This is a genomic window from Pseudomonas nitroreducens (genome assembly GCF_010994165.1).
In the GTDB taxonomy this organism is placed as follows: domain Bacteria; phylum Pseudomonadota; class Gammaproteobacteria; order Pseudomonadales; family Pseudomonadaceae; genus Pseudomonas; species Pseudomonas nitroreducens.
Window position 1 is genome coordinate 269532 of record NZ_WMBX01000007.1, and the last position, 13630, is coordinate 283161.

The 13630-nt window shown below is 64.7% G+C and carries 12 protein-coding genes; 9 read left to right on the plus strand and 3 right to left on the minus strand.

Annotation, left to right across the window (positions count from 1 at the left end; all coding sequences use genetic code 11):
• Positions 1-27: 27 nt before the first annotated feature.
• Positions 28-924 (plus strand): OmpA family protein, encoded by an 897-nt coding sequence (locus GJV37_RS27045; RefSeq protein ID WP_065085133.1) that lies wholly within the window; start codon positions 28-30, stop codon positions 922-924.
• 117 nt (positions 925-1041) lie between these two features.
• On the opposite strand, the gene norR is transcribed toward GJV37_RS27045, so the two are convergent.
• Positions 1042-2601: a nitric oxide reductase transcriptional regulator NorR gene (gene norR, locus GJV37_RS27050; protein ID WP_170860212.1), complete on the minus strand. Its 1560-nt coding sequence runs from the start codon at positions 2599-2601 to the stop codon at positions 1042-1044.
• Between the two features lie 171 nt (positions 2602-2772).
• Here norR and hmpA point away from each other — a divergent pair, with 171 nt between their 5' ends.
• Genes hmpA through GJV37_RS27065 form a run of 3 tightly spaced genes read left to right on the plus strand, consistent with a single transcriptional unit; the run spans position 2773 to position 5436 of the window.
• Positions 2773-3954 carry an NO-inducible flavohemoprotein gene (gene hmpA, locus GJV37_RS27055; protein WP_170860213.1) on the plus strand — a complete coding sequence of 394 codons (1182 nt, stop codon included), beginning with the start codon at positions 2773-2775 and terminating at the stop codon, positions 3952-3954.
• Between the two features lie 47 nt (positions 3955-4001).
• Positions 4002-4259, plus strand: a complete 258-nt coding sequence (locus GJV37_RS27060) for a hypothetical protein (RefSeq protein WP_037014496.1) — start codon at positions 4002-4004, stop codon at positions 4257-4259.
• A complete protein-coding gene (locus tag GJV37_RS27065; RefSeq protein WP_170860214.1) occupies positions 4246-5436 on the plus strand; it encodes an NnrS family protein in 1191 nt (396 codons plus the stop codon). The genes GJV37_RS27060 and GJV37_RS27065 overlap by 14 nt, the downstream gene beginning before the upstream one ends.
• 153 nt (positions 5437-5589) lie before the next feature.
• Here the strand turns inward: GJV37_RS27065 and GJV37_RS27070 are convergent, their stop codons facing one another.
• Complete coding sequence (locus GJV37_RS27070; protein ID WP_170860215.1) at positions 5590-6669, minus strand: patatin-like phospholipase family protein; 1080 nt, start codon at positions 6667-6669, stop codon at positions 5590-5592.
• Between the two features lie 147 nt (positions 6670-6816).
• Here GJV37_RS27070 and GJV37_RS27075 point away from each other — a divergent pair, with 147 nt between their 5' ends.
• The 4 genes from GJV37_RS27075 to GJV37_RS27090 are packed head-to-tail and all read left to right on the plus strand — an operon-like array spanning position 6817 to position 9429.
• Positions 6817-7125 (plus strand): PepSY domain-containing protein, encoded by a 309-nt coding sequence (locus tag GJV37_RS27075; RefSeq protein WP_024767207.1) that lies wholly within the window; start codon positions 6817-6819, stop codon positions 7123-7125.
• 23 nt (positions 7126-7148) lie between these two features.
• On the plus strand, positions 7149-7439 hold the full coding sequence (locus tag GJV37_RS27080; RefSeq protein WP_051445723.1) for a PepSY domain-containing protein: 291 nt from the start codon (positions 7149-7151) through the stop codon (positions 7437-7439).
• Positions 7439-8113 carry a response regulator transcription factor gene (locus tag GJV37_RS27085; protein ID WP_037014490.1) on the plus strand — a complete coding sequence of 225 codons (675 nt, stop codon included), beginning with the start codon at positions 7439-7441 and terminating at the stop codon, positions 8111-8113. The genes GJV37_RS27080 and GJV37_RS27085 overlap by 1 nt, the downstream gene beginning before the upstream one ends.
• Entirely contained in the window at positions 8110-9429 is a 1320-nt protein-coding gene (locus GJV37_RS27090; RefSeq protein ID WP_038803611.1) for an ATP-binding protein, read from the plus strand. Before GJV37_RS27085 ends, GJV37_RS27090 begins: the two co-directional genes overlap by 4 nt.
• 397 nt (positions 9430-9826) lie before the next feature.
• Here GJV37_RS27090 and GJV37_RS29945 read toward each other — a convergent pair whose 3' ends face one another.
• A complete protein-coding gene (locus GJV37_RS29945; RefSeq protein ID WP_089285772.1) occupies positions 9827-11971 on the minus strand; it encodes a methyl-accepting chemotaxis protein in 2145 nt (714 codons plus the stop codon).
• 292 nt (positions 11972-12263) lie between these two features.
• Here GJV37_RS29945 and GJV37_RS27100 point away from each other — a divergent pair, with 292 nt between their 5' ends.
• Positions 12264-13583: a Na+/H+ antiporter family protein gene (locus GJV37_RS27100; RefSeq protein WP_193453154.1), complete on the plus strand. Its 1320-nt coding sequence runs from the start codon at positions 12264-12266 to the stop codon at positions 13581-13583.
• The last annotated feature ends 47 nt before the right edge of the window (positions 13584-13630 follow it).

The window sequence follows — 13630 nt, forward strand, 5'->3', positions numbered from 1 at the left end:
CGCAACGAGGCGAAGGAGAGTCTTTCAATGGAATATGCCATTTACAGTGCTACGCACAGAGCGGTCCAACTGAGCATTCTCAGTGTGGCCATCAGTTGCAGTGCCTCTGCTCTGGCCAGTCAGAACGAATCAATCTTTGGTGCTGCGTACCACCCGGTGGAGTCTGTCGTTGCGGAGCAGTCCCAGGTCGTGTTCTTCCGCGGTGCCGACCAGGGTACGCAAGGTGCAAATGTGTATGTGGACCGCGAGCTGCAAGGTGCCTTGATGCCTGGAGGCTATACCGTGTTCTGTATTCCGGCGGGGGAGCACTCCCTGGAGTCCTATATAGGCGATGAACCGCTGTATGAGGGCAAGCTGAACCCTCGGGCGTCGGCAGTCTTCGAGGGCGGAAAGACTTACTTCCTCGAAGTACCGGTAAACCCGAAATCAAGCACACCGGTGGTTCAGGCTCGGCAGAGTGCCGAGCGGCAGTTGCAGGACCTGCGCATGCAGCGTCATGTCATCAATCGCGCCAGTGCGGTCGTGCCCTGCCAGACCGAGACGCACCTGAGTCTGCGCAGTGACGTGTTGTTCCACTTTGGCAAGAGCGGATACTCGGACATTACCGACGTGGGGCACGCGGAGCTACGCAAGATCGCCGAAGCGATCAAGTCGCAGCATGTGGAAAGCGTGGAAGTGGGCGGGCATGCCGATCCCATCGGCAGCGCGCAGTTCAATCAACGCCTGTCGGAGGCCCGTGCGCAAACGGTGAAAAGTGTCCTGCTGCAACTGGGCGTGGGCACCGAGGCGATTCGAGCCGTAGGTTATGGCAGTAGTGAGCCTGTGGTGCAGTGTGATGGCGGTTCGCGTAACGATCGAATCAACTGCAACGCGCCCAACCGACGCGTCGACCTGTTGATTCGCGGTAAGCGCTCCGATACCTGAGAATGGCCCTGTGAGGCAACCGGGCTGATCAGCTCATCAGCCGCCTCATCGGGGAAGAGTACCCTCCGGGCCTGCCCACGATTTCGCCCACCTAGCGTCGTGCGGGTCCGGTAGGGTTCATTTGATCGCCAGGCGTCTGGCCAGACGGTTGAGGTTGGCACGATCCAGCCCCATGTCGCGGGCGACGGCAGCCCAATTGCCGTCGTGCCGTTCCAGGCTCTGACTGATCATGCGCCGCTGGAAGGCATCCACCGCGGGGCGTAGCCCGCCGGTCGGCACGCTGTCCGAATCGCTCGAAGTCTCTGCGGCGAGGTTTTCATCGACACCCTTTTGCAAGGAGTTGAGTGTCAGATCCTCGACACCCAGGCTTAGGATGCGCGAGCGCTGTGAGTGATTCGCGAGCGCTTTCAGAGAGGCACGACCGATCAGGTGCTCCAGTTCCCTTACGTTTCCCGGCCACGGATAGCCAACCAGCGCTGCCTGGGCTTCGCGCGTGAGTCTAAGGCTGCGCAGCCCGAGGCGCGGCCGATTCTGTTCGAGGAAGTAGCCCGCCAGCAGCAGGATATCGTTTCCTCTTTCACGCAGCGGCGGCACGCGCAGTGGGTAGACACTCAGCCGGTGGTACAGATCGGCACGGAAGCGGCCGGCGCGGACCTCTTCGGCGAGATCACGGTTGGTGGCAGCGATCAGGCGCACATCAACGTGATGCTCTCGATCAGAGCCCAGGCGTTGCAGTTGGCCGCTCTGCAGTACGCGCAGCAGCTTTGCCTGGATCGCCAGCGGTAGTTCACCGACTTCGTCGAGGAAGAGGGTGCCGCCATCGGCCAGTTCGAACTTGCCGCGTCGTTCACCTACAGCGCCAGAAAAGGCGCCGCGAACGTGGCCAAACAACTCGCTTTCCACCAGCGTTTCCGGCAGTGCTGCGCAGTTCAGGCTGATCAGCGGCTGGCTACGACGCAGCGAGTTGGCGTGGATCGATTGGGCCACCAGTTCCTTGCCAACACCAGTCTCCCCGGTGATCAATACGCTCAAATCGCTCGCGGCAACCACCTGGATTTCGCCCATCAGCGCCTGGTGGGCTTTGCTCTGGCCAATCAGCTCCTTTGGCTGATCGCCAGAAGCGCGTTGGTAGGCATCCGCGCGCTGCTGCTCCTGGTCGGCGCGCAAGGCTAGATCAAGCATGCGCTGGCTGGCCTTGACCGTGGCAGCTGCCAGGCTGGCAAAGGCCTCCAGGTTGTCCAGGTCGCCCGTGGAGAACCGCTCAGGAACCAGCGCATCCAGGGTCAGAAGGCCCCAGGGTTGGCCGTCGAGGAACAGTGGGCAGCCCAGGCAATCGTGGACTTCCAGGTGGCCGTGGAGTCCCTCCACCAGGCCGTCATAGGGATCAGGCAGGCCGCAGTCGGCGGCGAAGTGTGTCGGCCCCGGATGTTCGATGAGGGCGCGCAGGCGAGGGTGCTCGCTGATCTTGAAGCGGCGGCCGAGGGTGTCCTGGCTGAGTCCATCGACGGCCAGCGGCACCAACTGGTCGCCTTCCAGGCGCAGCAGGGCGGTAGCATCGCAAGGCAGCAGGCCGCGAAGGGCTTCGAGCAGGCGGCGGTAGCGTTCGCCGTCCGGTAATTCGCGGGACAGATCGGCGACCAGCGGGAGGAGGGTGGCTAGCAGAGGGTTTCGAGTCATTTTGACCTCTATGAAGTCTTTTTGACAACAGAAGACGTGGGTCATTATGACTCATTTTTAAGCGGATGGCCCGGAAATAAAGGGCTGCGAGCTTGGCACGCTTCCTGAAACACACCTTTCAGAAAGCACAGGCAGACCCACTGGCTGTCTGGCCAACTCGAGGAGATCCACATGCTGTCCAACGAACACCGTACCTTGGTCAAGGCCACTGTCCCGCTGCTGGAGACTGGCGGAGAGACCCTGACCCAGCATTTCTACAAGATGATGCTCAGCGAGTACCCGGAAGTTCGTCCGCTGTTCAACCAGGCGCACCAGGCCTCCGGGGACCAGCCCCGCGCGCTGGCCAATGGCGTGCTGATGTATGCCCGCCACATCGATGAACTGGAGCAGCTCGGCCCGCTGGTGGCGAAGATCGTCAACAAGCACGTCGCCCTGCAGATCCAGCCGGAGCACTACCCCATTGTCGGCGCCTGCCTGCTGCGCGCGATCCGCGAAGTGCTGGGCGAGGAGATCGCCACCCAGGAAGTGATCGATGCCTGGGCCGCCGCTTACGGCCAACTGGCGGACATTCTGATCGGCGCCGAGGAGTCGGTGTATCAGCAGAATGCCGAGCAGCGCGGCGGCTGGCGTGGCGCCCGGCGCTTCCGCATCGCCCGCAAGGAAGCCGAGAGCGAGGAGATCACCTCGTTCTACTTCCAGCCGCTGGATGGAGAGCCGCTGCTGGACTTCCAGCCTGGGCAGTACATCGGACTGTCCCTGGAGATTGGCGGGGAAGAAGTGCGCCGCACCTACTCGCTGTCCGACGCGCCGAATGGCCGTGAGTACCGCATCAGTGTGAAGCGTGAGCCCGAAGGCAAGGTTTCGAGCTACCTGCACGACCGCCTGAACGTCGGTGATGAACTGGACCTGTTCCCACCTGCGGGCGATTTCGTCCTGCGCAGTGGTGACAAGCCGCTGGCACTGATCACGGCCGGGGTCGGTATCACCCCGGCGCTGGCGATGCTTAAACCGGCGCTGGAATCCGGTCGCGAAGTGCATTTCATCCACTGCGCTCGCCACGGTGGTGTGCATGCGTTCCGCGAGTGGGTAGAGGCGCAGTCCGACGCGCATCCGCAGCTCAAGCATTACTTCTGCTACAGCGAGCCGCGTGCCCAGGACGCCGCGCACGTCGAAGGCTTCCTCAGCCAGGAGCTGTTGGCTGACTGGCTGCCGGAAGACCGCGATCTGGACGCCTATTTCCTCGGGCCCAAGCCGTTCATGGCGCAGGTTAAGCGTCACCTGCGCGAGATCGGCGTACCTGAGCAACAGTCCCACTACGAGTTCTTCGGCCCGGCCAGCGCGCTGGAGGCCTGAACCTTGGCGCCGGTCCGATGGGCCGGCGCAACCCGAGGAGGTGTGTGATGGAACGTCTTTTCGCCTGCCCGCAACGCAATCTGTCGATGTCCTGGTCGCTGCTGACCGGCGGCCTCGTGATGCTGCTGCTGGGAATCGTGGGAGCCTATTTCGTCGATGGTCATCTGAGCCTGCAAAGCGTTGTCGCAGCTCATGCCTTCACCATCCTCGGGCCCACATTATTGAAGCTGGGCTACGTGCTGCGGCTGGTGGCCCAGCATCAGATGCGCAAGGACGGTTGGGAGGCTTGCTGTGTTGCTGGTTGATCGAAAGGCTCTGCTGACCATCGCGCCACTATGGCGCCTGGGGTTCCGCCCGTTCTTCCTCGGTGGAGCGGTGTTCGCGCTGATCGCCATCGCGGCCTGGGCGGCCGTGCTGCTTGGCGTACTGCCTACGTGGCAGCCGCTGGGCGGCTGGCTGGGCTGGCATCGCCATGAAATGCTCTTCGGCTTTGCGGCGGCGATCATTGCCGGTTTCCTGCTGACCGCCGTGCAGACCTGGACCGGGCGCCCCGGCGTCAGTGGCACGCCGTTGATGGTGCTGTCGCTGGTCTGGCTGGCGGCGCGGGTGGGCTGGCTCGTCGGGGCGCCGCTATGGCTGGTCACCGTGCCGGAGTTGGCGTTCATGCCGGCACTGGTGTTCTTCATCGGTCGCAGTCTGTGGCAGGTCCGCCAGAAACGTAACTACCCGATCATCATGGTGCTGAGCCTGCTGACGCTTGCCGATGCACTGGTGATGGCTGGCGTCTGGGAGGGTAACGAGAGCTGGCAGCGCGGTGGCGCGTTGGGTGCGCTGTGGCTGGTGGCGGCGCTGATGGGGCTGATCGGCGGTCGCGTGATTCCCTTCTTCACCCAGCGCGGGCTGGGCCGCACCGCTCAGGTGCCGGCCTGGAACTGGCTGGATAACTCACTGCTGGGCGGCACCCTGCTGGTGGCGGCGCTGACCGCAGTCGGTATCGGCCTGACCCCGCACCCGCTGGTGGGCTTGCTGTTTGCTGCGCTGGCGATGGGGCACCTGATCCGCTTGTGGCGTTGGTACGACAAGGGCTTCTGGGGTGTGCCGCTGCTCTGGTCGCTGCACCTGGCCTACCTGTGGATGCTGCTGGCCCCGGCGGGGATGGCGCTGTGGAACTTTGCGCCGACCTTCAACGTCAGCCTGGCGATCCACGCCCTGACCGTGGGTGGGGTGGGCGGTCTGATCCTGGCAATGATCGCCCGCGTCAGCCTGGGCCATACCGGGCGACCGCTGCAGCCGCCCAAGGCAATGGCCCGGGCGTTCGCTCTGCTCAACCTTGGCGTGGTCGCGCGGGTCCTGCTGGTGATCTGGTGGCCGCTGGAAGGCTTGAGCATCGCGGCTGGCTGCTGGGTCGTGGCTTTCCTGATGTTCGCCTGGCACTACGGCCCGATGTTCTGGAAGCCGCGGCTGGATGGGCAGCCGGGCTGAGTCTGTCGCTGCGGTCTGCTGATCACGCTGCAGATTTCTCAACGGGGCGGCCGGAGAGACATCGCGGACGGAGTCCGCTCCTGCGCGCGGGTTGCTGCTGTGCGTTTTTGCAGGAGCGAGCCTGCTCGCGAACCGCCGGTGGCGGGGAGATGGCTAGAGCGGCAAGAGGTGCTCGCCGAGCCGACCGCTGTCCGCCAGTTCGAGAAACTCGTCGCCCATCCGCCGGCTTTCATCCATTGCCTTGCGCCAGTAGCGCTCGCGGCCCGCGTCGTCGCCGATGTAGCGGTGGAAGTCCTTGCGGTCCGGCAGCTTGTTGTGCGGCAGGCGCGCCAGGTACTCCTTCGACGGGGCGAGCAGCAGCACATCCTGCAGGCGTCCGGCGTCACCACGGCGCCAGGGCAGGCCCTTGTCGAACCAGCCGGGAATGACCTTGTCGGTGAAGTGCGGGTAGAGCACCACGCCTTCGGGCTGGTAGGGCAGGTCCAGGTGATAGTCCAGCAGGCCGCCGTCGCGGTAGGTGCCGGGGCCGGCGCCGGGAATGTCGCGCACGCCTTCCATGACCATGGGGATGGAGCCAGAGGCGAGCAGCGCGTGGCGCAGGTTGGCCAGGTCCAGGTGCAGGTAGCGCGAGGGGAAGTCCGACAGCGGCTCCAGCGGCGGTGCCCGGCGGGCGTCATGGATGATCAGCCGTTCGAAGTGCCGGTGCAGGTGGCGGCGGCCGACCAGGTTGTCGCGGATTACCGCCCCCAGGCCCAGGCCGAGATTGGCCTTGCCGTCCTGCGCGAGGCGACCGTGGCTCTTCACCACCACCACGTTGAGGCGGTACCAGGGGTTGTCCAGTACGCTGGTATCGCGGCCGTCGAGCAGGTCGTCGAGCATTTTCGCGCAGCTCCTCGACACGTCGCTGATGCTCGCGTTGCGGGCAAAGCGTTGCTGGGTATAGAGCTCGCCCAGGCGGCGAATGCCTTCGGCCGGGTCGGGCAGGCAGGCGCTGGCGAATCGCCACGAGCCGATGGACGCCCCGATCAGCGAGCGCTCACGTGGCGCTCGCGGCAACCATTCGCCGAACAGCGCGAGGTCCAGGCCCTGAATGCCCAGTGCCTTCGGCCCGCCGGCGGCACCGGGAAGGATTCCTACATCGGCGGGGGCCAGCCCCTGTTCGCGGATGCGTTGGAGCGCGCGGCTTCCGGCCTTGAGGGTGAGGGAGGAAGTCTTGATCTGGATGGTGGTCATGCGGGTCTCGCTATGGCAGGCCGCGATTATAGAGCCTGTGCGCGTGGAGCAAGGATACTTCACGGGGTGAATGATCGTTGCCGATTCAGCTTGAATTAAGTCCTTCACCTTAATCTGACAGCAGTGAAATTCTGACGAGGTACGCTCATGAAATGGCTGCTGATCCTGACCACGCTCTGCGCACTGCTGCTGGGTGCCGGCGTTGCCACGGCCCATGACATTGGTCCGGACGAGGCGTTGCGCCTGCGCGATGCGGGCACCATCCGCAATTTCGAGGAGCTCAACCGCACCGCGCTGACCAAGCATGCCGGCGGTTCGGTGTACGATAGCGAGCTCGAGCTGGAACATGGCCGCTATCTCTACAAGGTCGATATCAAGGACGCACAAGGCGTGAAGTGGGATGTCGAACTGGATGCGGTCACCGGCGAAGTCCTCACCGATCACCAGGACGACTGATGAAGACCGTTTTGCTGCGCGCGATGCTGTTCGGCCTGGGTGTCACCGCCCTGGCCGGCGCCGCGCAGGCCCATGACCTGAGCCAGGACGAAGCCCTGCGCCTGAGCAAGGAAGGGGTGATCCGCCCCTTCGAGGAAATCCTCCCCGCCGCGCTGAGCCGCTACCCTGGCTCGCGCCTGCTCGAAGCCGAGCTGGAGAGGGAGCACGGCAACTACATTTACGAAGTGGAGTTGCTCACCGTCGACGGTGTGGTGCGCGAACTGGAACTGGATGCCCGCGACGGCCGCATCCTCAAGGATAAGGAAGACGACTGATGCGCCTGTTGCTGGTGGAAGACCACGTACCTCTGGCCGATGAGCTACTGGCGACCCTCACGCGCCAGGGCTATGCGGTGGACTGGCTGGCCGACGGTCGCGACGCTGCGGTGCAAGGCGCCAGCGAGCCGTACGACCTGGTGATCCTCGACCTGGGCCTGCCGGGCCGTCCCGGGCTGGAGGTGCTGCAGGAGTGGCGCGGCATGGGCCTGGCGACGCCGGTGCTGATTCTCACCGCACGGGGCTCCTGGGCCGAGCGCATCGACGGCCTGAAGGCCGGCGCCGACGACTATCTGACCAAGCCGTTTCATCCTGAGGAACTGATGCTGCGTATCCAGGCGCTGCTGCGGCGTGCCCACGGGCTGGCGAACCAGAGCCAGCTGGAAGTGGCCGGGTTGAGCCTGGATGAATCGCGCCAGTGCGTGCAGCAGGGCGGCAAGGAAGTCGACCTGACATCCGCCGAGTTCCGTCTGCTGCGGTACTTCATGCTGCATCCCGGCCAGCTGCTGTCGAAGTCGCATCTGGCAGAGCACCTGTATGACGGCGAGACCGAGCGCGACTCCAATGTCATCGAGGTGCATATCAATCACCTGCGCCGCAAGCTGGGCCGCGAGATCATCGAGACCCGTCGTGGGCAGGGCTATCGCTTCACCGGCAACGGAGCCGCTAATTGATATCGATCCAGCGCCGGCTCGGTCTTGGGCTGGGTGTGGTACTGGTGGTGGTCGGTCTCGTGCTGGCCCAGGCGGGCCTCTGGCTGTTCGACCAGGGCTTGCGCCGCTATCTGGTGAACGGCTTGCAGGACGAGGCGGAAAGCCTGCTGGTGGGTATCACCCGTGGTCCCGCGGGGTTGCAGCTGGACGGCCAGCGTGTCGATGCGGTCTATGAGCGGCTGTTCTCCGGGCGCTACTTCGTCATCCGCTTCGACGAGCAGACCTGGCGTTCTCGATCGCTGTGGGACAACGAGCTGCAGTTGCCCTCGCACAAGGGGCTGGCCAAGTCGCTGGAGAAAGGCCCCGAAGGCCAGCGGCTGCTGGTCTATCGCGGCGACTACAAGCGCTATGGCAAGAAAATCAGCATCGTCGTCGCCCAGGACTACACGCCCGTCCTCAAGAGCTTCAATCGTCTGCGCAATATCGGCCTGGGCGCCGGAGCCCTGGCGTTGCTGCTGATCCTGGTGTTCCAGGGCTTCACCGTGCGCCGTGCCCTGCGCCCGCTGGAGCGGGTACGCCAGCAGATTGCACAGTTGCAGGAAGGTCAGCGCAGCCAGTTGGACAGCCAGGTGCCCCGTGAGCTGGAGCCGTTGGTGGAACAGACCAACCACCTGCTGCAGCACACCGAGGATACCCTGCGCCGCTCGCGCAATGCGCTGGGCAACCTGGGCCATGCCCTGAAGACCCCGCTGGCGGTGCTCATCAGCCTTGCCGAACGCGAAGAGCTGCGTGATCACCCGGAGCTGCGGCGAGTGCTGCAGGAGCAGTTGGAGCAGATCGAACAGCGCCTGGCCCGCGAACTGGGGCGTGCGCGGTTGGTGGGCGAGGCATTACCCGGCGCGCACTTCGACTGTGATGCCGAGTTGCCCAGCTTGTGCGACATGCTCAAGCTCATTCATGGCGATCACCTCGCCATCGACTGGCAGGCGCCGCCCGCCACGCGCTTGCCGTATGACCGGGAAGACCTGCTGGAGATGCTCGGTAATCTGCTGGACAACGCCTGCAAATGGGCCGATGCCCAGGTGCGGTTGACGGTGGAGAAGGGCGCAGACGCATACCGGCTGAGCGTGGACGACGATGGTCCCGGTATTGCCGAGGACCAGCGAGACAGCGTGTTGGAACGTGGCACTCGGCTGGATGAGCAGGTGGCCGGGCATGGTCTGGGCCTGGGCATCGCGCGAGATATAGCGGCGGCCTGCGGTGGCAGCCTGAAGCTGGAAAGCAGTGAGCTGGGTGGGTTGCGGGTGGTTGTCGAATTGCCCCGCCGCTTGGCGTGATAGAGCCGGCGCGACTTTATTGGTTGGCGTTGTTCGGATGGGTTGGGATGGTGCCGTGCCGTGCCGTGCCGTGCCGTGCCGTTCGCGAGCAAGCTCGCTCCTACAGGGGCTGCAGCGTGGGCTTTTTGTAGGAGCGAGCTTGCTAGCGAACCCGGTGCAATGTGGCTGAATCGCGGACAAAGTCCGCGCCTACGGGATAGGCGTGTGCTTGGCCGGCCCTCACCCTAACCCTCTCCCAGCGGGAGAGGGGACCGTTCGGAGTGCTGTGGAAGTAAAGCGTTAGCTGGTTATCAATGACGCAGAAAGAGCGGCGAGCGTACAGGCGCGTGCGGACTGCCCCCTCTCCCGCCGGGAGAGGGCTGGGGTGAGGGGGAAGCCCACGCGCCGGTGTAAAACCTCAGACCCTGAACTGATCCATCAACCCCTGCTGATGATTCGCCAGCTTGTTCAGCGACTGGCTCACCTGCGCCGATTCCTGCGCCTGGCTGGACAGCGATTCGGTCACGTCGCGAATCCCCGCCACGTTGCGATTGATCTCCTCGGCCACGGCGCTCTGCTCCTCGGCGGCGCTGGCGATCTGCAGGTTCATGTCGGTGATCACGCTGACCGCATCGCCGATGCGCTTGAGCGCGGCCACGGCCTGCTCGACCTGGGACACGCTGTCCTGGGCCTGGCGGTGGCTGTTGCTCATGGCGCCAACCACGTCGCGGGTACCGTTCTGCAGGCCCTCGATGACCTGGCGGATTTCCTCCACCGAATCCTGGGTGCGCTTGGCAAGGTTGCGCACCTCGTCGGCGACCACCGCGAAGCCGCGCCCGGCTTCACCGGCGCGAGCCGCTTCGATGGCGGCGTTGAGCGCCAGCAGGTTGGTCTGCTCGGCGATGCCGCGAATCACTTCCAGCACCGAGCCGATCTGCTCGCTGCTGGCGGCCAAGCCTTCCACCTGGCTCATGGCACTGCTCATGTCGCTGGCCAGTTCGTCGATCAGGCGGGTGGTGTTGTCGATCACGTTGAGGCCGTCGCGGGTCGCGCCGTCGGCGCCACGGGCGGCATCGGCGGCCATGGCGGCGCTGTTGGCGACGTCGTGGGCGGTGGCGCTCATCTCCTGCGAAGCAGTGGCAACCTGGTCGACTTCGCGGAACTGCTGCTGCATGCCGGCACTGGTCTGGCTGGCGATTTCCGAGGACTGGTCGGCGGTGGCGCGGGCGTCGTGCACCGAGGATTTCACGTCGCGGATGATCGGCTGCAGCTTGTCGAGGAAGCGGTTGAACCAGCCGGCCAGCTCGCCCAGTTCATCCTTGCCGGCGTAGTCCAGGCGCTTGGTCAGGTCGCCTTCGCCGCTGGCGATGTTGCGCAACATGGCGGCCACACCGAGGATCGGCCGGGTCACACCGCGGGCGGTGAGCCACATAGCGAACAGGCCGATCAGCACGGCGATCAGGCCGAAGCCCAGCTGCGAGACGGTGCCCTGCACACGCTGGTTATCCAACTCGTTCTGCAGTTCGATGGCCGGGCCCAGCAGGACGTTCTGGGGGACTTCCAGCAGTACGCCCCAGGGTTTGGAGCCGGGAATCGGCTGCAACGGCTCGACTACGCGCAACTGGTCGTCGTGGCGGAACACCTGCTCATGGTTGGCGGCGATGGCTTGCAACAGGTCGGCGCCCTGGTTGGGGTAGACCTCCTTGAGGTTCTTGCTCAGCTTCGAGGCATCCGCGCTGTGACCGGCGAGCAGGCCGGCCGCGCTGACGATGCTGACGCGGCCCTGGCCATCATAGAGTTCCCGGCTGCCTTCTAAGGCGATTTCCTGCAGCTTCTCCATGCTGATATCCAGGCCCATGACGCCGATGACCTTGCCGTCCAGCTCCAGGGGGAAGGCGATACTGGTCATGAGCATCTTCTTCTTGCCCACTTCATCGAAGTAGGGGTCGAGCACGCAAGGTCGGCCGGTGGTCTTGGGACAGGTGAACCAGGCGTTGTAGGCGCTGCCACTCGGGCCGGGGCTGGTGTCGTTGAGCAGCGATTCGGCCATGGCCTCGGACTCGAGGTGACCCGGCGTGGCCTGGGACCAGTAGATGGAGAAGCGACCGGCATCATTGCTGCCCAGTTCGCCCTGGCCGGCGAACAGCTTGTCCTTGCCATCCAGCGCGTCGGGTTCGAAGGCGACGTAGAGGCCGAGCAGTTCCGGGTTGCCTTCCAGCGCGGTTTTCACCTGGCGGGTCAGGTCCTCGCGCAGGTCGTAGGCGTCGAGGAAGCGCTTCTGCGCCTGGTCACGCAGGAACAGCACCTGCCGTGAGAAACCCTTGCCATATTGATAGGCGTCCATGATGTAGCGCTGGATGCGCATGGCCTGGACTTCACCGCGCGATTGCAGGCGGGCCTTGGCTGCTTCGTCGAGCATCTGCGTGCTCGATTGCTTGACCAGCGCGGTGCTGTGCTGGGTGCGGTAAACGGACAGCCCGGACAGCAGCGAGACGACGCCGAGCAGGCAGAGCCCGGCAAGCAAGGTGATCTTCCACTGGATGGAAAGACGGCGCAGAAGCATGGAGGGGAATCCTTGTTTGAACTAAGCCTCGGGATGCCAGCTATATCGGCCTTTCCCGCATCTTCTTGACCCGCGACGGGGTGAAACGCCAGAAAACAGGCGATTCTGGCGTGCCTGGCCGACGGGCGGCGAAAAGCCAGGCAAGAAGCGTGCTCGTCTGCGTGAAAGTCCTGCCAGGCTAACTCGGAAACGTCTTGATTCGACTCAAGTTTTGACACCCCGGCGAGCGTTTGGCAGAGTGCGCGCCTTTTGCCCGCGCCCTGGCGCGGCGAGCCCTGGAAGGAGTGCTGGAATGAATGCGGTGTTGATCGCCATTGGCCTGATGCTGGTGTTGAGCCTGTGTCGCGTGCATGTGGTGGTCGCGCTGATCGCCGGTGCAGTGGCAGGTGGTCTGCTCGGCGGCCTGGGCATGGACGGCACGCTCAAGGCGTTCAACGAGGGCCTGGGTGCCGGTGCGACGGTGGCGCTGTCCTACGCCATGCTCGGCGCCTTCGCCGTGGCCATCGCGCGCTCCGGAATGGCGCACGCCCTGGCCGACCGCGCCCTGGCGATGCTCGGCCGGCACGAGGCGAACGGTTCCAGTGCCTTCAAGTGGATGATGATTGCCCTGCTGCTGGTGGTGGCGATCGCCTCGCAGAACATCCTGCCGATCCACATCGCCTTTATTCCGCTGCTGGTGCCGCCACTGCTCTACGTCCTGACGCGCCTGCAGATCGACCGCCGGCTGATCGCCTGCGTCATCACCTTCGGCCTGATCACGCCCTACATGTTCCTGCCGGTGGGTTTCGGCAACATCTTCCTGAACCAGATCCTGCTGGCCAACGTGGCGCGCGCGGGCGTCGACGTGCAGGGCATCAACGTCACCCACGCCATGCTGATCCCGGCGCTGGGCATGGTCTGCGGGCTGCTGATCGCGGTGTGCTTCAGCTACCGGGGCAAGCGTGATTACGATCTGCAGCGCATCGAACAGGCTGAGCGGGTCGATACGCCCTACAGCAAGATGAGCCTCGCCGTGGCCGGCGTCGCAGTCGCTGCAGCCTTCGCCGTGCAGCTGCTGCTGGACTCGATGATCCTCGGCGCGCTGGTGGGTTTCCTGGTGTTCTCGCTGTCCGGCGTGGTGCGCTGGAAGGAGGCGGACGACCTGTTCACCGAAGGCATGAAGATGATGGCCATGATCGGTTTCATCATGATTGCCGCCCAGGGCTTCGCCGCCGTGATGACGGCCACCGGGCAGGTCGCCAGCCTGGTGGACAGCGCCGCCGGCTGGATTGGCAGCAGCAAGGCGCTGGGCGCCTTCATGATGCTGCTGGTGGGGTTGTTGGTGACCATGGGCATCGGCTCGTCGTTCTCTACGGTGCCGATCATCGCGGCGATCTTCGTGCCGCTGGCGGTGCACCTGGGCTTCAGCCCGCTGGCCATCGTCAGCATCGTCGGTACCGCAGGAGCGCTGGGTGACGCGGGCTCGCCAGCATCGGACTCCACCCTTGGCCCGACCTCCGGCCTGAACGTGGACGGCCAGCACAACCACATCTGGGACACCGTGGTGCCGACCTTCCTGCATTACAACCTGCCGCTGCTGGCGTTCGGCTGGGTTGCGGCGATGGTGCTGTGAGGCCCTGGGACGGGGAAATGCGCAGGTAAAGTTGCACTCGGCAGGCC